Below are 20224 nucleotides of genomic sequence, written 5' to 3' on the forward strand. Positions count from 1 at the left end.
CGAAGGAGTGGCCATTGCCTTGCATCCCGCAGGATGCGCGTGAACGGGGTCAGGCGGAGAAGGCCGGCGGTGCCCGCGAATGGTAAGCGGCAGTGGCCGAACCTGGCAGGTGCAGCTGTGCGGCAGCCAGCGGCCGGGGCTGAAACAGATCGCCACGCAGTGCCAGCGTGAAATATGCCGGAGGATTGAGCGCCAGGTGGGCGCCCGCCATGCACAGCGGGCAGCGCAGCATCTGCGCCTGCTCTTTTTCCTGGGCGGGTTGGGTCTGCTCATCCAGCGCCACCCACATGGTTTGCTGCGGACTGCCTACCGCGCACAGGCTGGTGTAGAAGCCGCGCGCAGGTGTCTGCAGCAGGCCGTGCACAAAGGGCAGGGCGGCATGCAGGAGGATGGCCAGCAAGGCCAGCCAGACGATATTGCGCTGGGGGATGAAGGGGCGACGGCTCATGGCGTGCTCTGGTTTCTGGCCGGATTATGCCTCAAGCAGGTTCTGCCTCCTGCCGCTAAGCTTCGGAATCCTTACCGGAGTACCTCTATGTTTGAATCCGCTGAAGTGGGCCATCGCATCGACAAGAACAATTTCCGCCAGCAGGAGGCGCGGTTGCGCAATGAGTTGCTGCTGGCGCAGAGCGCACTCGGCAAGCTCGGGAAATTTCCGGTCGTGCTGCTGATCTCCGGCGTGGATGGCGCAGGCAAGGGTGAAACCATTGCCCAGCTCTATGAATGGCTGGACCCGCGCTTTCTCAGCACCCTGGCGTTTGCCGAGCCGTCTGATGAGGAACGCGAGCGCCCCGTGATGTGGCGTTACTGGCGCGCGTTGCCACCCAAGGGGCGGATCGGCATTTTCTCCGGCTCCTGGTACTCGGCACCGATTGCCGAACGTATCGCGCGCAAGCTCCCGCGCAGCGGGCTGGACAATCGCCTGGATGAAATCAACCGTTTCGAGACCATGCTGGTGAACGAAGGTGCGCTGGTGCTCAAGTTCTGGTTTCATCTCAGCAAGGTCGGGCAGAAGCGCCGTCTAGAGAGGCTCGAGAAAGATCCACGCACCGCCTGGCGGGTAACGAAGCTCTCGTGGGCGCGTATGAAAACGTACGACGAGTTACAGGAGGTGGCCGGCCATGTCCTGCGTGTGACCAATACGGCCGCTGCGCCGTGGATCATTGTCGATGGTACGGATGACAATTACCGCAACCTGCGCGTAGGCCGGGCCTTGCTGGACGCACTCAAGGCACGCCTCGCCGCGGGTGTCCAGCAGTCTCCCCTGGCGGTCGCAGCACCGCTCGCCGCACGCATCGATGAGCGCAATGTGCTGAGCGCGCTGGATCTAGGGCAGCGTCTGGGAGAGAAGAAGTACGCCCGCGAACTGGCGAAATGGCAGGGGCGCCTGTCAGAACTCTCTCGTCACAAGAAGTTTGCTGGTCGCTCCCTGGTACTGGCTTTTGAAGGCATGGACGCGGCGGGCAAGGGCAGCGCCATCCGCCGCATCACCGCTGCGCTGGACCCGCGCCAGTTCCAGATCGTGCCGGTGGCGGCTCCTACCGATGAAGAGCGTGCCCAGCCCTACCTGTGGCGCTTCTGGCGGCATATGCCGCGCCAGGGGCGGATTAGCATCTTCGACCGTTCCTGGTATGGACGGGTGCTGGTCGAGCGCATTGAAGGTTTCTGCGCAGAGGCTGACTGGTTGCGCGCCTACGCCGAGATCAACGACTTCGAGCATGAGCTGATCGAGGCCGGCTCCATCGTGTTGAAGTTCTGGCTCCAGATCGACAAGGCAGAGCAACTGCGCCGTTTTCGGGAGCGCGAGAAAATCGAGCACAAGCGCTTCAAGATCACCGAGGAAGACTGGCGCAATCGCAAGAAGTGGAAAGCTTACCAGCAGGCAGCGGTCGACATGATTGACCGCACCAGTACCGGCAAGGCGCCGTGGATCGTGGTGGAAGCCAATGACAAGAGCTTTGCCCGCGTGAAAATTCTCAAGGCAATCTGTCAGCAGCTTGAGCGCGTACTGGCTTGAGCAGGGCTGCGCGCTTCGGAGATCCGGCCAGACCGGATCTCCGAAGGCGGGGTTCAGCGCATGATGGAGCTGCCGAGCCCACGCAGTGGCACGTCATCCTGCACGATCGCATCACTGACGCTTCCCGAGCTTTGCAGGGCGAAGGCCACCGAAGTAGTCGGGCATGAACCGGTGCTGCGATGGGTCAGGGCTGCAGCCAGCATCGCCTCCGAGCTGTTGCCCAGTTCGTGGCTGAAGTCGTCTGCCACCGTGCAGTTGGCGGCCAGGCCTGCTTCGTAGTCACCAAATCCCTTGGCATTGAGGCCCTTGAAGGCGAGTGCGAAGTAGGCATTGCCGCAGTTGTCGGTCTCATACATGCCATACGGCTTGCCGCAGGTCTTGCCGCCGATCGTGATCACTTCCACATCGATGCCGCGCAGGCCATTGATCACGGCCTCACTGGCCGAGCAGGTGGAGGAGGAGGTGAGCACATACACCCGCTTCAGGTTCAGGGATGGCAGGGCCACATTCAGACCGGTGTCGTAGGAGCCGAGCAGCTTGTAAGGAGTGAAGTGAAAGTCGTAATTCCGGCTTGTTCGCTTGTCGTTGTGGACCAGGTACTGGAAAGTTTTGTAACCATCGGCCGCGTTAGCATCCCGGCTCAGGCTGCCTGCGATCATGTAGCCCAGTTCGCCGGCAATCGCCAGATAGCCGCCGCCGTTGTAGCGCATGTCCACTACCAAATCGCTGACTCCCGCTTTGGCGAGGTCGCTGATGGCGCTTGCGAGCTTGTTTTCGGAAGGTTTTGTAAATTCGTGGAAGGCCATATATCCAATTTGAGCGCTTCCTGCAGGGAGTATTGAGGCCAGTGGTAGTGGGTCGGAACTGAAGCTGGCGGCTGTCAGGGTGACGGAAATGCTGGCGCCGTCGGACTGGCGTACATAGGCCAGGCTGACCTTGTCTCCCACCTTGCCGTAGTAGAGCGCGTTGATCTGTGCGCTGCTGAGGTTACTGCTCACACTGCTGCCATTGATGGCGGTGATCCGGTCGCCACGCTTGAGGCCGCCCAAGGCTGCCGGGCTGCCCGGCTGCACCAGCGCTACGCGCAGGCTCTGAGCGCTGTCACGGCGGGTGTCGATGCCCACTCCGGTGGCGCTGCCGGACTGAAACATGGCGGCAGCTTCTGCTGCGGTGATCACGAAACTGAAGCGATCCTTGGCGGGCTGGGCGCGGCTGGTGAGATCAAGGAAGAAATCGGCAGGCTGGCCTGCGTAGGAGGCGGCCGTTGTTTGCGGTGCGTCCTTGTAGAACAGGTAGTCGTTGTCGACATGATTGCGCACGAAGTTCAGTTGCTCCGTGTTGCTGCAAGTACTCGCGGTACTGCTGGATGAGCTGCTGGTGGCGGTTGCTGTAGTGGTGGTGCTGCTACCTCCGCCGCCGCCGCCACCTCCACCGCATGCAGTGAGTACAAGTGTTGCCAGGATGAGTGGCAGATAACGGATACAGGCGTGCATGACAACTTCCCCCCGGATTTTGTTTTTGGATGATATTTATTGAGGCCGATTATACGGACTGCTGCCCATCTGTCATTTGTTCCAGTGGGTCGCTTTGATATCGGGCAAGTTGCGATTTATCGCACCGATAGCCTTGTGCAGGCGGGCTCAAGCGAGGTTCCGGGCTAGAATGAGGCCCTGATCCTGTTGTCCGAACGAAACATCATGAGTGCTTCCAACCAGCTTCACATCGACGATGTCCGCATCCGCGAAATCAAGGAGCTCGCTCCGCCTGCTCACGTGCTACGCGAGTTTCCGGCGACCGAACGCTCCGCCCAGACCGCTTTCGAGGCGCGCAGTGCGATCCACCGCATCCTGCATGGCGCAGACGATCGCCTTCTGGTGGTGATCGGGCCGTGTTCGATCCATGACACGAATGCTGCTGTCGAGTATGCCAAGCGCCTCAAGGAGCGGGCTGAATACTTCAAGGACGACTTGTTGATCGTGATGCGCGTCTATTTCGAGAAGCCGCGTACCACGGTGGGCTGGAAGGGCCTGATCAATGATCCGGGGATGGATAGCAGCTACCGCATCAACGACGGCCTGCGCCTTGCGCGCAAGGTGTTGTGGGAAGTGAATGAGTTGGGCCTACCGGCGGCGACCGAATTCCTCGACATGATCACCCCGCAGTACATCGCTGACCTGATCTCGTGGGGCGCGATCGGCGCACGTACCACCGAGAGCCAGGTGCACCGTGAGTTGGCGTCGGGGCTGTCCTGTCCGGTCGGTTTCAAGAACGGCACCGACGGCAACGTGAAAATTGCGGTGGACGCGATCAAGGCTGCTGCGGCGCCGCATCATTTCCTGTCGGTGACCAAGGCGGGCCACTCGGCCATCGTGTCGACTAGCGGCAACGAGGATTGCCACCTGATTCTGCGTGGCGGCAAGGAGCCTAATTACGACGCCGTCAGCGTCGACAAGGCCTGCAAGGAGCTTGCCGCCAGCGGCGTGGCTTCCAAAGTGATGGTGGACTTCTCGCACGCCAACAGCAGCAAGAAGTACGAGCGCCAGATTGAAGTGGGCAGGGATGTTGCGGCGCAGATGGCGGCTGGCGATGAGCGTATCTTCGGCATCATGTGCGAATCCCACCTCGTGGCCGGGCGCCAGGATCTGGTGCCGGGCAAGGCCCTTGAGTACGGCAAGAGCATCACCGATGCTTGCATCGGCTGGGAGGACTCGGTTGCTCTGCTCGAGACGCTGGCTGAAGGTGTGCGGCAGCGCCGCATCGCCCGCTCCGCTCAGGAATAAGCTGATCCGCAGAAAAAAGGGCCGGGTAGAAACCGGCCCTTTTTTTCTGGGGCGGCGTTCAGCGCAGAACCAGATTGTCGCGATGGATCAGCTCGGGCTCTTCGATGTAGCCCAGAAGCTGTTCGAATTCGTTGCTGGCGTGGCGTGCAATGCGCCGGGCTTCTGAGCTGGCGTAATTGCTGAGACCGCGCGCGAGTTCATGCCCGCTCTGATCCAGGCAGGCTACGGCAGCGCCGCGGCCGAATTCACCGCGCACTTCCGTCACGCCGATCGACAGCAGGCTGGCCCCCCCCTTGAGCGCCCTGGCGGCCCCCTCATCCAGCACGAAGCTGCCGGCCAGCTGCAGGTGATCAGCCAGCCATTGCTTGCGTGCGGCGAGCGGCGTGCTGCTGGCGTAGAGCAGGGTGCCCAGTGATTCGCCCGCAGCCAGTCGAATCAGCGGATCGGTTTCCCGGCCGGATGCGATCAGGGTGTGCGCGCCGGAAGAGGCTGCGCGTTGTGCCGCACGGATCTTGGTGATCATGCCGCCGCGCGAGATACCGCTGCCGGCACCACCCGCCATGGCTTCATAGCTGCGGTCTTCGGCCTGGCCTTCGCTGATCAGGGTGGCGGCCGGATCCTTGCGCGGGTCTGCGGTGTACAGGCCTTTCTGGTCGGTCAGGATGATCAGCGCATCCGCTTCGATCAGATTGGCGACCAGTGCGCCCAGCGTGTCGTTGTCACCGAACTTGATTTCGTCGGTCACGACAGTGTCATTCTCGTTGATGATTGGCACCACGCCCAGTTCCAGCAGGGTGGACAGCGTGGAGCGCGAATTCAGGTAGCGCAGGCGATCGGCCAGATCGGCATGGGTCAGCAGGAGCTGGGCGGTTTTCAGGCCGTACTGGTTGAATGCGCCCTCATACGCCTGTGCCAGGCCCATCTGGCCGACGGCTGCGGCTGCCTGCAGGGCATGCGTCTCGGCCGGCCGCTCACTCCAGCCCAAGCGCTGCATGCCGGCCGCAATCGCGCCGCTGGAGACCAGTACGATCTCGCGGCCTTCGGTTCTCAGTGCGGCAATCTGGCGCGCCCAGTCGCCGATGGCAGCCAGGTCAAGACCCGCACCGTTGTTGGTGACGAGGGCGGAGCCTACTTTGACGACGAGACGGCGAGCGTTGCGGATGGCATTGCGCATGGTGTGTAGGGTGCGCCATGCGCACCTTCGTGCAAGGGGTTGAGAGCAAGATGCTGCGCTACGCGCAGCCTACGATTTCGAGTGCTTAGCGAGCGTAGATGATCTCGCCGTCGTAATCATCGTCCTCATCTTCATCCTCGTCTTCCTCGTCGTCCGAGCCGATCGGGTAAGCGTTCGGGCCAGCGGCGACTGCCGCCAGCTCTTCCTCTTCGCTCCAGCGCGGCAGGGCGTCGATGAAGTCCTGCAGGGCGAAGATCAGTGGCTGGCAGCCGTTGCCGCTGATGCCGGAGATGGCAAACCAGCGTTCCGGCTCACCGTAGGCATCGAGGAAGGCGCGGATGCGATCTTCGCGCTCTTCTTCCGGGATCAGGTCGAGCTTGTTGAGCACCAGCCAGCGGGTCTTTTCAGCCAGCGACTCATCGTACTTGCGCAGCTCTTCAACGATTGCACGGGCTTCGCGCACCGGATCGACTTCCGGGTCAAAGGGCGCCAGATCCACGAGGTGCAACAGCACGCGGGTACGCTGCAGGTGGCGCAGGAAACGATGGCCCAGACCGGCCCCTTCCGAGGCGCCTTCGATCAGGCCGGGGATGTCGGCAATTACGAAGCTGCGGCCTTCACTGGTGCGTACAACGCCGAGGTTGGGGGCGAGGGTGGTGAAGGGATAGCCGGCAACCTTGGGCTTGGCGGCGGAAACAGCGCGGATGAAGGTGGACTTGCCGGCATTGGGCATGCCCAGCAGGCCGACGTCGGCCAGAACCTTGAGTTCCAGCGCAAGCTTGAAGTGCTCACCCGGCTCACCATTGGTTTTCTGGCGTGGCGCACGGTTGGTGCTGCTCTTGAAATGCAGGTTACCTAGGCCACCCTTGCCGCCTTGGGCAATCAGTACCTGCTTGCCGTCCTGATTCAGGTCGGCGATCAGCTCACCAGTTTCCTGATTCTTGATCACGGTGCCGACCGGCATCTTCAGGAACAGGTCTTCACCACCCTTGCCGTAACAGTCTGTGCTGCCGCCCTTTTCGCCATGCTCGGCGCGGAAGGCACGGGTGTAGCGGAAGTCGACCAAGGTGTTCAGGTTGCGGTCGCCTACGGCGTAGATGTTGCCGCCACGGCCACCGTCACCGCCGTCAGGGCCGCCACGGGGGATGTATTTTTCGCGACGGAACGACGCGTTGCCGTTGCCACCGTCGCCGGCATAGACATCAATGCGCGCTTCGTCGAAGAATTTCATGGTCTTTCCTGAGTCTCAAAAATGAAAAAGCCCCATCGCTGCGCGAAGGGGCTTTCTGCTATCGCGCGGAAGCTGATCAGGCCTGAGCTTCCGGAACGATGGTCACGGTGCGACGCTGCTGCGGGCCCTTAACCACGAACTTCACGTGGCCGTCCTTCAGTGCGAACAGGGTGTGATCCTTGCCGATGCCGACGTTCTCGCCCGGGTGATATTCAGTGCCGCGCTGACGAACAATGATGTTGCCAGCCAGAACGAATTGACCACCGTAGCGCTTGACGCCGAGTCGTTTTGCTTCTGATTCGCGGCCGTTACGTGAACTGCCGCCTGCTTTTTTGTGTGCCATGGCGTATTAGCTCCTGCTTAGGCCGAAATCGCTTCGATGCGGATTTCGGTGAAATTCTGACGGTGGCCCTGATGCTTCTGGTAGTGCTTACGGCGACGCATCTTGAAGATCTCGACCTTCTTGTGACGACCCTGAGCCAGGACAGTAGCTTTGACAGATGCACCTTCAACCAGGGGAGCGCCGATCTTAACGGACTCGCCTTCGCCGACCATGAGGATCTGGTCCAGCGTGATTTCAGTGCCAACGTCTGCCGGTATCTGTTCTATTTTGATTTTTTCGCCAGCGGCAACGCGATACTGCTTGCCCCCGGTTTTTATGACCGCGTACATGTGGAACTCCAATTGCAAAGAGCGTGGGAAACGCGAGATTATGTTGATTCGAAAAGGGAAAGTCAAGCCGTATCTTCTGTTCAGCTTGACGCTGCTGCGAGCCGCCGCCTAACATCCCGCCTTTCCCCAAACGCCCCGAGTGAAGCCTTGCAGCTAGAACAACTCTACGCGCCGGTGGCCGCAGACATGGAAGCGGTCAACCAGGTCATCCGCAAGCGCCTGTCTTCCGAAGTCGTCCTGATCAATCAGGTAGCCGAGTACATTATCGGCGCCGGTGGCAAGCGCATGCGTCCGGCGCTGTTGTTGCTGGTGGCTAATGCGCTGGGCTATCGCGGCACACATCATCACGAATTGGCCGCAGTGGTGGAGTTTATCCATACCGCCACCTTGTTGCATGACGATGTGGTGGACGAGTCTGATTTGCGCCGCGGCCGCAGCACGGCGAACGCCATGTTCGGCAACGCTGCGGCTGTTTTGGTGGGTGACTTCCTGTATTCCCGCGCCTTTCAGATGATGGTGGGGGTGAAGGACATGCGCGTGATGAGCGTGCTGGCTGATGCCACCAACGTGATCGCTGAAGGGGAGGTGTTGCAACTCCTCAATGTACACAATGCAGATGTGACGGTAGAGGATTACCTGAGGGTGATTCATTACAAGACCGCCACCCTGTTTGAGGCTGCTACTCGTCTGGGCGCCATTCTCGGCAGCCTGGATGAGGCCGGGCAGGAACGCCTGGCCGCATTCGGCCGCCATATCGGCACAGCCTTCCAGCTGATTGATGATGTGCTGGATTATTCAGGGGATGAAGCGGAAACCGGCAAGCATCTTGGCGATGATCTCGCTGAAGGCAAGCCGACCCTGCCGTTGATCCATGTGATGCAACATGGTGAGCCTGCTGAGGCAGCGCTGGTGCGTCGGGCAATCGAAGAGGGTGGGCGCGAGTTGTTTGCCGAGGTGATGGCCGCTGTGCACGCGACTGGCGCACTCGAAGCAACGCGCGCTCATGCCGCGCGTGAGGCTGAGGCCGCTGCGGCACTTTTGATTGAACTTCCCCCTTCCAATTTCAAGGAAGTGCTGCTACAATTATGTTCTTTCGCAGTTGGCCGGAACCACTAAGGCTTCAGCTGGGAGTGCAGTAACAAAACGGGGTGTAGCTTAGCCTGGTAGAGCGCTACGTTCGGGACGTAGAGGCCGGAGGTTCGAATCCTCTCACCCCGACCAGATACAACGGCCGGATCAACAAAATGTTGATCCGGCCGTTTTCATTTCCGGTGTGGTGTGAAGCCTTATGTCGGGCTGAGAAGGCTCTGGCATCTTTCCGGGAGACGCTGACCTGTGTAAGGCGGCTGAAGTGGCGCTTTGGCTGGCGGCCACGGCTCCAGTATGTGGCTCAGGCGGTTTGATTCCAGCCCAGCGTTTTCAGGGCGTGCGAAACCTGATGGAGCGCTTCAGTGCGACAGCTCTTGCCTGCCAGCGAGAATTGTTCTGGTCCCAGCAGAGGTTGGCGCTCGGGCGCCTGATTGCCCCGGTGGATGAAGAGATAGAGACCATCACCATCTTCGTCGGTGCCGACGATTCCATAACGACTGCTGCCATGCACGCCACGGATCCACCAGGACCAGCGCGGCGCTCGGCCATTTGCGCAGTAACTGGTTGATTCGATGTGAAAAGACATGTTCTGGTAGTGTTCGTGGATAGAGGGAGGCGAATCCTAGGGTAAACCCTTGTGTTCGGGTAGGGGTAATCGTCAATTTTTGCAACCGATTGATTCTGAACAAGCTTCGGAGGTGGTGGCTGCTCAATCTAGGGGGCGTAAGCGGCCGGAGGGTCGGCGTGCTATTCTTCGACGCTTGTGAAAACCTCGCCGGATCAGGCCGGCGATATGTATGAATCTGGTTTTTCTGCTGTTGCTGCTGATCGTGCTGAATGGCATTTTTGCCATGGCAGAGATTGCAGTTGTGTCCTCGCGCAAGGCGAGGCTGCAGAAGCTGGCCGACGAAGGCTCGCTGGGTGCGAAAGTGGCACTGCGCCTGCATGATGATCCCTCCTCCTTCCTATCCACTGTTCAGGTGGGGATCACTTCGATCGGCATTCTCAGCGGCGTGGTGGGTGAAGACGCTCTGGCGGTGCCGATTGCCGATTGGCTGGCGGGCTTTTCCACCCTTGAGCATTACGCTCGTCCACTTTCGGTGGGCTTCGTGGTGGTGTTGATCACCTATCTGTCGGTGGTGATTGGCGAGTTGGTGCCCAAGCGTCTGGCTTTGCTGGCTCCTGAGTCGATTGCGGCGGTGATTGCCGGGCCGATGTCCGGGCTGGCCCGCGCCACGCGTCCGCTGGTGTGGTTGTTTTCGGTGTCTGGTGACGTGATCCTGCGCCCCTTCAACGCGCGCCGCTCCGACGAGCCACCGGTGACCGACGAAGAGATCAAGGTGCTGATGGAGCAGGGCGCCGAGGCCGGAGTGTTCCACGAGAGCGAGCAAGAGATCGTTTCGAACGTGTTGCGGCTCGATGAGCAGCGCATTGGTACGATCATGACGCCCAGGAAGGACGTGCATTTCGTCGATCTTGAAGAGCCGCAGGAATTGCGCAATACGATCGCGGATACCGAGTACGGCCGCCTGGTGGTGTGCCGGGGCGGGCTGGAGAACGTGCTGGGCGTGCTGCATGTGGCTGATCTGCTCAAGCCTGCACTGTCTGGCGAAGTGCTTGATGTCGAGTCGGCGATCCGCCCTGCGCTGTATGTGCCGGAGACCGTGACGACTTCGCAGTTGCTGGAAAATTTCCGCAAGACTCGCGTGCAGTTTGCGCTGGTGGTGGACGAGTACGGTGAGCTCGAAGGCGTGGTGTCACTGACCGATGTGCTTACCTCCATCGTCGGGGAATTGCCCGCCGATGACGAGGAGCCAGATTCTGATGCGATCCGTCGTGAGGATGGCAGCTGGCTGATCGAGGCATCGATGAGCGTGGAGCGCTTCCATGATTTCTTCGAGGTGGATGAGCTACCGGGCAGTGAAAGTGGCGGCTTCCACACCATTGGCGGCTTTGTGATGCACATGCTGGGCCGGGTGCCGCGCGTCGCAGACCACTTCGAATGCATGGGGATGCGGTTTGAAGTCGTAGATATGGATCGGCATCGCGTCGACAAGCTTCTGCTGACCATTCAGGAGCCGGATCTGCGTGCGCTGCTGGCGGCCAGCAAGGACTGAGTGCCGTACCGCAGGACTGAACAAGGGCTGCCCTGCGGGGCGGCCCATTTCTTTTGCGCTTTAAGAAGCTGTTCACGATCTTACGGCGAGGCTCTGATCCGGGCTTATGCGCTGCTCGGAATCCTCATTTATCAACATCAACTCCGGTTCCTGTTCTGCCACGGTTGCTTTGCACAGCAAACCGGCTGCGGCAGCGCAGAGCAGGCTCTGCTAAACCCTGTCTCGCCCCTGCTGACGGCCTCTCGCTACAAATCGTGAACAGCTTCTAACTGTCCTGATGGGCAAGTCTTTCGGCTTCAGACTCAAAAAGTAACAAACCCTCTTCAGTCGCCGGACGCCTTGCCGATAGGTTTCAGGAGACCGGGCGCATCTGTCCGCCCGATCCGGTGAAGCTCAACGGGGGACATCATGAAGTCGATCCTGCTGGTGGACGATTCGGCAACCGTGCTGCTGAGTACGTCCAGCATCCTGGCCAAGGCGGGTTATGAAGTCAGCAAGGCTGCTTCAGGCGACGAAGCATTGGGCAAGCTCAACTCGGGTCTGAAGCCCAATCTGGTCATCACCGATCTGAACATGCCGGGTATGAACGGACTTGAGTTCATCCGTGCCGTGCGCCAGTTGCCCCTCTTCAAGTTCGTACCGATCCTGTTTCTGACCACCGAGTCGCAGCAGTCCAAGCGTGCCGAGGCCAAGGCCGCCGGCGCTTCGGGCTGGCTGGTGAAGCCCGTGACGGCTGACGAACTGCTCGGCACCATCAAGCTGGTCATGAAATGAACACCCCGCAGCCACTCAACTGCCATCGCTGTTTCATCCTGCGCGTGTCCCTGGTGTCGCTGGGCACGGCAGCGGTGATCGGCTTTCTGGCCTGGCTGGGCTTTGACTGGTTCAACCCGCGCCTGCAGGACTGGTTCGGGCTAAGTCCGCGTGGGGCTGCGTTGCTGGCGGTGGAGGGCGCCGTGCTGTGTGCGTTTGCGGTGCAGTTTATTGCTTCGCTCCTGCTTTTTCGCGACCCGGCCTTTGGCCTAGCGGCTCAGGGAGAGCAGGTCGAGGGGGACTTTCATAGTGTCTGGCAGCGCCGGGTGCACCCGGTGCGTGAAGAGCTGCTGGGGTTTCCTGCTTTCCAGGGGGTGGTGCACAAGCAACTGGGGGCGGTAACGGTGGCAACCGAGGCGGCCGCGCTGCGCATCATGGAGCGCCTGCAGAAGGTGGACGAACACCTGACTGAAATGAACGATTACATCGGCGCCTTCAACCAGCAATCCGAAATGATGATGGAGAACTCGCGTGCCGGGCTCGAGAAGAACACCCGGCGGGTCGAGGAAATGCAGCGCTATATCGCTGATCGGGTGACAGATAGCGAGGACGAGCATCGCCGCATCTCGGAAATTGTCGCCGATGCGCGCTCGCTGGAATCTCTCGTGGATCTGATCAAGCATGTGGCTGGCCAAACCAATCTGCTTGCCTTGAATGCGGCGATTGAAGCCGCGCGGGCCGGCGAGGCGGGGCGTGGCTTCGCGGTGGTCGCCGATGAGGTACGCAAGCTCTCGGTGCAGACCGAGCACGCGGTCGTGCAGATTCGCGAGGGCATCCTGAAAGTGGCCTCCCGTGTCGAAGAGCAATTCGCCCAGCGCATGGCACATGACGTGCAGAAGGAAGAAGTCGAGACGCTGGAGGAGTTCTCTGGTCAGCTCATCGAGATGGGCGCGCGCTACGGCTATTTCGTGATGCGCGAAGGGGAGACGGTGGAGCAACTGCGCACCACCAGCGAGGCGCTGACCCGCACCTTCATGGATGTGATGGCCGATATCCAGTTTCAGGACGTGACGCGTCAGCAGGTCGAACACGTGCTGGCGGCGATCGGCAAGTTGGGCGCACACCTGGAACAGATGGCCGGCGTGCTCGATCCGGCCTGTGCCGAGGCACCTACGCTGGTGCCACTGGCCGACACCCTGGACGACATGTTTTCGAACTACGTGATGGATGAGCAGCGCGATGCCCATGCTTCGGCTCTGGGCAATTCGCCCGCTGCTGGTGGTGGTGGCCCCAAGGTCGAGCTGTTCTGAGCGAGGAGAGTGGCATGCCTGGAAGTGGAACGCAGCAGATGACGCCGGTGGGCGGCATCACGATCTACAACGCGGGTGAGCTTAAGGCCCAGCTCCTGCAGCGGCTGGAAGAAACCGAGTTGCTGGAGCTTGATCTTTCGCGTGTGGATGAACTCGATAGTGCTGGTTTACAGGTGCTGGTGCTGGCCAAGCGCGAAGCGCAGCGTCGCCAGCGCCATCTGGCCATCGTGGCTCACAGCGCCGAGGTGCAGGAAGTGTTCGATCTGCTTGGCCTCGCCCGCTGGTTTGGCGACCCGATGCTGATGCACGCTGATTCACACAGGGCCGCAGCGGCCCGGGAGGCCTGAACATGGATCCGGTCCGCGAGGCCTTCATGGCCGAATGCACGGAATTGCTGGCGCTGCTCGACGAGAGCCTGCTTGCGCTCGAGAACGATCCGCTCAACGCGGATCTGATCAATGCCATCTTTCGCGCGGTGCACACCATCAAGGGCGGCGCCGGCATCATCGAATGTGGCTTCATCGAGCGTTTTTCGCATGTGCTTGAAAACGCGCTCGACGATGTGCGCGAGGGGCGTCTGGCGATCTCGCCCGAGCTGCTCGATACGCTCTTTGGCAGCGTGGATCACTTGCGCGCCCTGTTGCCCTTGATCCCGGACCACACCGCCAATCCTTCGGCAGACATGGACGCCATCGGTGCCGAACTGCTGGCCCGCATGCGCCAGATCAGCGGTCAGTCGGAGGCCGCCGCGGCCAATGCTGCCGTGCAACTGCCGCTGCAGCAGGGTACGGGCAGTCTGATCGGCCACGATTGCTGGCACATCTCGATCCGTTTCGGTGAGAACGTGCTGCGTGAAGGCATGGATCCGCTGTCATTCATCCGCTACCTCGCCAGCTTCGGCGAGATCGTGCATATCACTACGCTGGTGGATGCGATTCCGGCCGCGGCCAGCATGGATCCCGAATCCTGTTATCTGGGCTGCGAGATTGATTTTCGTGCCGACACCAGCAAGGAAAAGATCGAGCGCGTATTCGAGTTCGTGCGTGACAGCTGCTTGCTCCACATCCTGCCGCCGGACAGCAAACTGGCCGACTACATCGAGCTGGTCATGAGTCTGCCAGAAGACAATCTGCGGATCGGCGAGATCCTGGTGGCGGCCGGGGCCATCACTCGTCAGGAGCTGCTCGACAGCCTGCAGATCCAGAGCCGCGAAGAGAGTGCCGGTGAGCCGCGGGAAACAGCGCCGCAACCGCTGGGAGAAATTCTCGTCAGCCAGCAGGTGGTGCAGAAAGAGATCGTCGAGGCTGCCGCTGTGAAGCAGGTTAAGGCGCAAGAGAAGCGTGCTGCTGAAGCCCAGCTGATCCGTGTGCCAGCAGACAAGCTTGATCATCTCATCAACCTTGTTGGCGAACTCGTGATTGCCGGATCGGCCGCTGCGATGGTGGCCCAGCGCACCCGCAACAGCGCCCTGTTCGAAGCCACCGCCACCATCTCCAGTCTGGTCGAGGAAGTGCGTGAGAGCGCCTTGCGTCTGCGCATGGTGCAGATCGGCGAGGTATTCACCCGCTTCCAGCGTGTGGTGCGTGATGTGGCCAAGGAGCTGGACAAGAACATCGAGTTGCGCATCTCGGGTGAGGAAACCGAGCTCGATAAGAGCGTGGTCGACAAGATCGGCGACCCGCTGATGCACCTCGTGCGCAACGCGATCGATCATGGCATCGAAGCCCCGGATGTGCGGCGTGCGCGTGGCAAGCCCGAGCGTGGCACGGTGGGGCTGAACGCCTATCACGAGTCAGGCAGCATCGTGATCGAGATCTCGGACGATGGCGGCGGCCTCAACCGGGAGCGGATCTGCGCCAAGGCGATCGAGCGTGGCCTGATCGCAGCCGGCGCCGAGCTTCCCGACCAGGACATCTATCGCCTCATTTTCGAGCCTGGTTTTTCCACCGCAGATCAGGTGAGCAAGCTCTCTGGTCGCGGGGTCGGCATGGACGTGGTCAAACGTGGCATCGAATCCCTGCGTGGCACGGTGGAGGTTGAGAGCAGTGAAGGTGTCGGCAGCCTGTTCCGCATCCGTTTGCCGCTCACCCTGGCCATCATCGATGGCTTCCTGATGGGCGTCTCCGGCGCAGCCTACGTGGTGCCGCTGGACATGGTCGAGGAGTGCATCGAACTGTCGGCCGACAAGGCCGGCAGCCGCTACATCAACCTGCGCGGTGAAGTGCTGCCGTGCATCCGCTTGCGCGAATTCCTAGAGCTTGGCGGGCTTGCCGGGCGCCGCGAAAACGTAGTGGTGGTGCGCTACGGTGCGCAGAAAGCCGGCCTGGTGGTGGATGAGCTGATGGGCGAGTTCCAGACCGTCATCAAGCCGCTCGGGCGCATCTTCCGTCACCTGCGCGGGGTGGCCGGCTCGACGATTCTCGGGGGCGGCGAAGTCGCCCTCATCCTGGATGTACCGGCCCTGATCGCGCTTGCCGCCGATCAGGAGCGCGCCCAGCGCACGGCCAGCCCGGCCAGTGCCTGACGTCGCAGTCAATCGCTTTAATGTGAAGGAGCTGGATCATGTTCAAAAATCTGAAACTCGGAGTAAAGCTGGCCATCGGCTTCGGTCTGGTCGTAGCCATGATGGGTATCATCTCCATCCTGGCCTACACCCGCGTCAGTGCGCTCGACGAGATGGTCAATGTGATGGTGAATGACCGCTTCCCGAAGACGGAGTGGTCCAACAATGTCATCAATGACCTCAATACTGTGGCCCGGCGATTGCGCAATGCAGTCCTGGCTGACAAGCCGGATGCGGTGAAAGCCGAACTGGACCAGATTCCCCTGCTGCGCAAGAGCATTAGCGACAGCCTCGAAAAGCTCGAGAAAAACATTACCTCCGAAAAGGGCGTCGAGCTGCTCAAGGTAGTGAATGTAGCGCGGGCTGGTTATGTCGCGCAGCAGGATGTGGTGATCAAGGCGGTCAACGAAAACCGGCGTGCCGACGCGGTAGCCACCATTTTCGGCGAGCTGCGCAAGACCCAGAGCGCTTACATGGATGCCGTGAATGACCTGATCAAATTCCAGGTCAAGCTGATGGAAGAGGATGGACATAGCGCCGAAAAGCTGGCTGAGCAAACCAAACTACTGGTGCTGGTGGTGTTCTTCGGTGCCTTGCTGATTGCGGGTCTGGCGGCCTGGATTGTGACCCGCAGCATCACCCGGCCGATCAATCAGGCGCTTGATGTGGCCAACAGGATTGCGCAGGGGGATCTCACTGCCACGGTCAAGGCAGACAGCACCGACGAGGTTGGCATGCTGTTGGGCTCGCTGGATGAAATGAGCACCAAGCTCGCCCAGATCATTACCGAGGTGCGTACTGCAGCCGATAGCCTCACCGGCGCCTCCGGCCAGATCAGTGCTACTTCGCAGTCACTCTCGCAAGCTTCCAGCGAACAGGCTGCCAGCGTCGAGGAAACCTCAGCTTCGATGGAAGAGATGAGCAGTTCGGTGACGCAGAACGCAGATAACGCCAAGGTCACCGACGGTATGGCCATCAAGGCCGCACGTGAAGCCGGCGAGGGCGGTGAAGCGGTCGAAAAAACCGTTCTCGCCATGAAGCAGATTGCAGACAAGATCGGCATCATCGACGACATTGCCTACCAGACCAATTTGCTGGCGCTCAACGCCGCGATCGAAGCGGCGCGTGCCGGAGAGCACGGCAAGGGCTTTGCCGTGGTGGCGGCTGAAGTGCGCAAGCTGGCCGAGCGCAGCCAGGTGGCCGCGCAGGAAATCGGCGAGCTGGCCGGCGGCTCGGTGCAGCTGGCAGAGAAGGCTGGCAAGCTGCTCGATGAAATGGTGCCCTCGATCCAGAAGACCTCCGAACTGGTGCAGGAGATCGCTGCCGCATCCACCGAGCAATCGGGCGGCGTCGGGCAGATCAATGCCGCCCTTTCCCAGCTCTCCCAGCTCACCCAGCAAAACGCCTCGGCCTCTGAAGAGCTGGCGGCCACGGCCGAAGAAATGAGTGGTCAGGCCGAGCAGTTGCAGCAGCTGATGGCTTTCTTCAAGCTGGCGGGCGGAGCGGCGAGTGCCGGGGTGGTCGACAAGGCCATGCGCTCCACGCGCCACACCGTACGCATCGGCTCTGGTGGCGAGCCGGGCGACAAGGAATTCGTGCGCTTCTAAAGGGAGGGCATCATGGCCAACATCATTCCAGCAGGCTCGCTCGCCGCCACTCTGGCCGACGAGCAGAGCCATCAGTACCTCACCTTCCTGCTTGGTGGCGAGCTCTACGCCATCGGCATTTTGTCGATCAAGGAAATCATTGAGTACGGCAAGCTCACCACCATTCCGATGATGCCCGAGCACATTCGTGGCGTGATTAATCTGCGCGGCGCGGTGGTGCCGGTGGTGGATCTCTCGGCGCGCTTTGGCCGCGGAGGCTGCCAGATCACCCGGCGCACCTGCATCGTGATCATCGAGATTGGCGGGGGCGAAGGCGAGCGCCACGATATCGGCGTGATCGTGGACGCCGTGTGCGAGGTGCAGGATATTCCGGCCAACCGCATCGAAGCCCCGCCAGCCTTCGGCGCTAACATCCGTACGGACTTCATCTCCGGCATGGGCAAGGTTGGCGAGCAGTTCGTGATCATCCTCAGCGTCAATCACGTGCTCTCGCTCGATGAACTCGCTGCACTCGGCGCACTGCACGGCAGCCTGCAGGACAACCGGGAGGGGGAAACGCTCGCCGCCTGAACCTTCTGCACGGGTGGCCCGTGTGCGGCGCCGGGCATCGGCCAGCCGCCCGCAGGTGTCTGGCCAGAGTGTCTGGCTTCCGTCTTGAAATCTGTTTGAATACCTTCGTTTCACCATGGCAGCCCAATCCTTCACTCCGCCCGGATTCCTCAATGAGCGCCCGGATTGCATCCAGGAGGTGTTCCTCAATCCGGGGGGCTTCCATTTCGGTGGTGCGGATACGCGTATCGTCACTCTGCTGGGCTCCTGTGTTTCGATCACCCTGTGGCATCCCAGGCTGCGGGTGGGGGGGATGTGCCATTTCATGCTGCCCTCGCGCGGGGTGATCCCTGAGGGTGGAAGTTACGACGGGCGCTATGGCGACGAGGCCATGAAGTTGTTCATGGGCCACATCATGCGGGTCGCCGCTGAGCCCGAGGAGTTCCAGGCCAAGCTCTTTGGCGGCGCCAACATGTTTGCTGACATTGCGCAGCGTCGCGAAGCTAATGTGGGCGAGCGCAACATCGAGATGGGGCTGGCCCAGCTGGAGCGTTACGGCATTCCATTGATCGCCAAGCATCTGGGCGGTGAAAGTCACCGCAAGCTGATGCTGGATGTCTGGAGCGGCGATGTGTGGCTCAAGCAGCAGGGCGTCAGCCCGAGCGAGATGGCGCGGGCGCGAGGCCGGAAATGAGGCGGATCCGGGTAGCTGTGATCGATGATTCGGCCATCGTGCGCCAAGTGGTGAGCGAGCTGATCAGCCATGCCGCGGATATGGAAATTGCCTGCACGGCAGCGGACCCGTTGTTTGCCCTGCCCAAGATGAGTGATGCCTGGCCCGATGTGATCGTGCTGGATATCGAAATGCCGCGCATGGATGGCATCACCTTCCTGCGCAAGATCATGGCCGAGCGACCGACCCCCGTGGTGATCTGCTCCTCGCACACCGAGCGCGGCGCGCAGGTCACCATGCAGGCCATGGCGGCAGGGGCCATCAGCATCATCACCAAGCCCCGGCTGGGTGTGCGCCAGTTCTTGCACGATGTGACCAGCGATCTGCTTGCCGCGATCCGCACTGCGGCACATGCCAACCTGCGTGGCCTGCAGGCGGCGTCCGGCGCTTCATCGGCGCTGCCTGAAGCGCGAAGTGCGGAGCCCGTTGTTGCGCGTGCCCCCCGTGCGGGCGCCCGCATGGTGGCTATCGGTACTTCCACGGGCGGCACCGTGGCGCTGGAGAACGTGCTGCGCCAGATGCCGGCCGATTGCCCGCCGCTGGTGATCGTGCAGCACATGCCGGAGAAATTCACCGCTGCCTTTGCCGAACGCCTCGACAGCTTCTGTATACCCGAGATCCGTGAGGCACAGGATGGCGATCGGGTGCTGCCGGGGCGCGCCCTGATTGCGCCGGGTGGCAGCCACATGCAATTGGTGCGTGTGGCCAGCGGTTGGGCCGTGGAGGTGGCTGACGGCCCGCTCGTGAATCGCCACAAACCCTCGGTGGACGTGCTCTTTCGTTCGGTGGCAAAGCTCGCGGGGAGCAGTGCGCTGGGCGTGATCATGACCGGTATGGGTGATGATGGCGCGCGCGGCCTCAAGGAAATGCACGACGCCGGCGCACTGACGCTGGGGCAGGATGAAGCCAGCTGCGTGGTCTACGGCATGCCCAAGGAGGCCATGCGCCTGGGCGGCGTGCAGGAGCAACTGGCGCTGCCCGATATTGCCCGGCGCATCCTGGAGTTGGCCTGAGCCTCTTCAGGCGCTTCCCGCCCTGGGGGCATGAAGCTGCAGGGGCTGCCTCTTTGTGCGCCTCAAAGCTGTGCCGCTGGCGACGTTATTAATTCAGAGAGCGGCCAAGTGGAGCCTGCTTGATTCCCGGAGGCAAGATGAAAACAGTTCCCTTCCTGTGCGTGGCCTGGCTGGCCGCGTTCGGTAGTGCTCACGCAGCGGATGAGTTTGCTTCTGCCAAAGAGGCTGAAAGCATGGTGGTCAAGGCCGTTGCGGCGCTCAAGTCCAACCGCGCGGCGACGCTGAGCGAGATCACGGCCAAAGCCCCGAAATGGATTGATCGTGATCTTTATCCGGTGGTGTATGACACCACCGGCAAGGTGCTGGCTCATGGCCAGAACGACAAGATGGTCGGCAAGGATCTGATCGATTTCAAGGATCCGGACGGCAAGCTGTTTGTGCGTGAGCGTGTTGATCTTGCCAAAAGCAAAGGCAAGTTTTGGCAGGACTACAAATTCACCGATCCGGTCAGCAAAAAGGTTTTGCCCAAGCAAGCGTATTGCGAGCGCTCCGGCGAGGACATTGTCTGTGCCGGCGTGTACAAGCGTTGAGCCTGCGTGAAGGGGCCGGCTTCTGC

At 61.2% G+C, this 20224-nt stretch carries 20 protein-coding genes and 1 tRNA gene; 14 read left to right on the plus strand and 7 right to left on the minus strand.

The features are described 5' to 3' along the window. Nucleotides 1-49: 49 nt before the first annotated feature. On the minus strand, nt 50-448 hold the full coding sequence (locus HJ583_RS04330) for a DUF2946 family protein (RefSeq protein ID WP_170020787.1): 399 nt from the start codon (nt 446-448) through the stop codon (nt 50-52). An 87-nt stretch (nt 449-535) separates the two neighbouring features. Between HJ583_RS04330 and pap the strand changes: the two genes are divergently transcribed. Continuing rightward, entirely contained in the window at nt 536-2017 is a 1482-nt protein-coding gene (gene pap / locus HJ583_RS04335) for a polyphosphate:AMP phosphotransferase (RefSeq protein WP_170020789.1), read from the plus strand. A gap of 53 nt (nt 2018-2070) precedes the next feature. Here the strand turns inward: pap and HJ583_RS04340 are convergent, their stop codons facing one another. Further along, the gene (locus HJ583_RS04340; protein WP_170020792.1) at nt 2071-3510 is read right to left on the minus strand and encodes a S41 family peptidase; all 1440 of its coding nucleotides are present in this window, start codon (nt 3508-3510) and stop codon (nt 2071-2073) included. Nucleotides 3511-3714: 204 nt separating this feature from the next. Between HJ583_RS04340 and aroG the strand changes: the two genes are divergently transcribed. Further along, nucleotides 3715-4797: a 3-deoxy-7-phosphoheptulonate synthase AroG gene (aroG, locus tag HJ583_RS04345; RefSeq protein ID WP_170020794.1), complete on the plus strand. Its 1083-nt coding sequence runs from the start codon at nt 3715-3717 to the stop codon at nt 4795-4797. A gap of 58 nt (nt 4798-4855) precedes the next feature. Here aroG and proB read toward each other — a convergent pair whose 3' ends face one another. The 4 genes from proB to rplU all read right to left on the minus strand — a co-directional run bounded on the left by proB (nt 4856) and on the right by rplU (nt 7874). After that, nucleotides 4856-5971 carry a glutamate 5-kinase gene (gene proB, locus HJ583_RS04350; protein WP_170020796.1) on the minus strand — a complete coding sequence of 372 codons (1116 nt, stop codon included), beginning with the start codon at nt 5969-5971 and terminating at the stop codon, nt 4856-4858. Between the two features lie 85 nt (nt 5972-6056). Continuing rightward, nucleotides 6057-7202, minus strand: a complete 1146-nt coding sequence (gene cgtA / locus HJ583_RS04355) for an Obg family GTPase CgtA (protein ID WP_101941349.1) — start codon at nt 7200-7202, stop codon at nt 6057-6059. Between the two features lie 76 nt (nt 7203-7278). Then, the gene (rpmA, locus tag HJ583_RS04360) at nt 7279-7545 is read right to left on the minus strand and encodes a 50S ribosomal protein L27 (protein WP_101941348.1); all 267 of its coding nucleotides are present in this window, start codon (nt 7543-7545) and stop codon (nt 7279-7281) included. Nucleotides 7546-7562: 17 nt separating this feature from the next. Then, nucleotides 7563-7874: a 50S ribosomal protein L21 gene (gene rplU / locus HJ583_RS04365; protein WP_101941347.1), complete on the minus strand. Its 312-nt coding sequence runs from the start codon at nt 7872-7874 to the stop codon at nt 7563-7565. Nucleotides 7875-8060: 186 nt separating this feature from the next. Here rplU and HJ583_RS04370 point away from each other — a divergent pair, with 186 nt between their 5' ends. Together HJ583_RS04370 and HJ583_RS04375 are read left to right on the plus strand one after the other, a co-directional pair. Then, nucleotides 8061-8990, plus strand: a complete 930-nt coding sequence (locus HJ583_RS04370) for a polyprenyl synthetase family protein (protein ID WP_328824851.1) — start codon at nt 8061-8063, stop codon at nt 8988-8990. Nucleotides 8991-9018: 28 nt separating this feature from the next. Beyond that, nucleotides 9019-9095 (plus strand) — tRNA-Pro (locus HJ583_RS04375). A 169-nt stretch (nt 9096-9264) separates the two neighbouring features. Here the strand turns inward: HJ583_RS04375 and HJ583_RS04380 are convergent. Further along, the gene (locus HJ583_RS04380) at nt 9265-9549 is read right to left on the minus strand and encodes a hypothetical protein (RefSeq protein ID WP_170020799.1); all 285 of its coding nucleotides are present in this window, start codon (nt 9547-9549) and stop codon (nt 9265-9267) included. Nucleotides 9550-9760: 211 nt separating this feature from the next. Between HJ583_RS04380 and HJ583_RS04385 the strand changes: the two genes are divergently transcribed. The 10 genes from HJ583_RS04385 to HJ583_RS04430 all read left to right on the plus strand — a co-directional run bounded on the left by HJ583_RS04385 (nt 9761) and on the right by HJ583_RS04430 (nt 20198). Further along, on the plus strand, nt 9761-11080 hold the full coding sequence (locus tag HJ583_RS04385) for a hemolysin family protein (RefSeq protein ID WP_170020800.1): 1320 nt from the start codon (nt 9761-9763) through the stop codon (nt 11078-11080). 408 nt (nt 11081-11488) lie between these two features. Next, nucleotides 11489-11854, plus strand: coding sequence for a response regulator (locus HJ583_RS04390; protein ID WP_101941338.1), 366 nt, complete (start codon nt 11489-11491; stop codon nt 11852-11854). Further along, on the plus strand, nt 11851-13143 hold the full coding sequence (locus tag HJ583_RS19300; RefSeq protein ID WP_170020801.1) for a methyl-accepting chemotaxis protein: 1293 nt from the start codon (nt 11851-11853) through the stop codon (nt 13141-13143). The genes HJ583_RS04390 and HJ583_RS19300 overlap by 4 nt, the downstream gene beginning before the upstream one ends. 14 nt (nt 13144-13157) lie before the next feature. Then, on the plus strand, nt 13158-13490 hold the full coding sequence (locus HJ583_RS04400; protein WP_101941336.1) for an STAS domain-containing protein: 333 nt from the start codon (nt 13158-13160) through the stop codon (nt 13488-13490). A gap of 2 nt (nt 13491-13492) precedes the next feature. Beyond that, on the plus strand, nt 13493-15667 hold the full coding sequence (locus HJ583_RS04405) for a chemotaxis protein CheA (RefSeq protein ID WP_170020802.1): 2175 nt from the start codon (nt 13493-13495) through the stop codon (nt 15665-15667). A 38-nt stretch (nt 15668-15705) separates the two neighbouring features. Next, the gene (locus tag HJ583_RS04410; RefSeq protein WP_170020803.1) at nt 15706-17313 is read left to right on the plus strand and encodes a methyl-accepting chemotaxis protein; all 1608 of its coding nucleotides are present in this window, start codon (nt 15706-15708) and stop codon (nt 17311-17313) included. Nucleotides 17314-17325: 12 nt separating this feature from the next. Further along, nucleotides 17326-17883 (plus strand): chemotaxis protein CheW, encoded by a 558-nt coding sequence (locus HJ583_RS04415; protein ID WP_170020804.1) that lies wholly within the window; start codon nt 17326-17328, stop codon nt 17881-17883. A gap of 115 nt (nt 17884-17998) precedes the next feature. Continuing rightward, the gene (locus HJ583_RS04420; RefSeq protein ID WP_170020805.1) at nt 17999-18556 is read left to right on the plus strand and encodes a chemotaxis protein CheD; all 558 of its coding nucleotides are present in this window, start codon (nt 17999-18001) and stop codon (nt 18554-18556) included. Continuing rightward, on the plus strand, nt 18553-19608 hold the full coding sequence (locus HJ583_RS04425; RefSeq protein ID WP_101941331.1) for a protein-glutamate methylesterase/protein-glutamine glutaminase: 1056 nt from the start codon (nt 18553-18555) through the stop codon (nt 19606-19608). The genes HJ583_RS04420 and HJ583_RS04425 overlap by 4 nt, the downstream gene beginning before the upstream one ends. Before the next feature lie 137 nt (nt 19609-19745). Next, nucleotides 19746-20198: a cache domain-containing protein gene (locus HJ583_RS04430; RefSeq protein WP_170020806.1), complete on the plus strand. Its 453-nt coding sequence runs from the start codon at nt 19746-19748 to the stop codon at nt 20196-20198. The last annotated feature ends 26 nt before the right edge of the window (nt 20199-20224 follow it).

Origin of the sequence: Uliginosibacterium aquaticum, assembly GCF_012972705.2 — a bacterium.
Lineage (GTDB): Bacteria > Pseudomonadota > Gammaproteobacteria > Burkholderiales > Rhodocyclaceae > Uliginosibacterium > Uliginosibacterium aquaticum.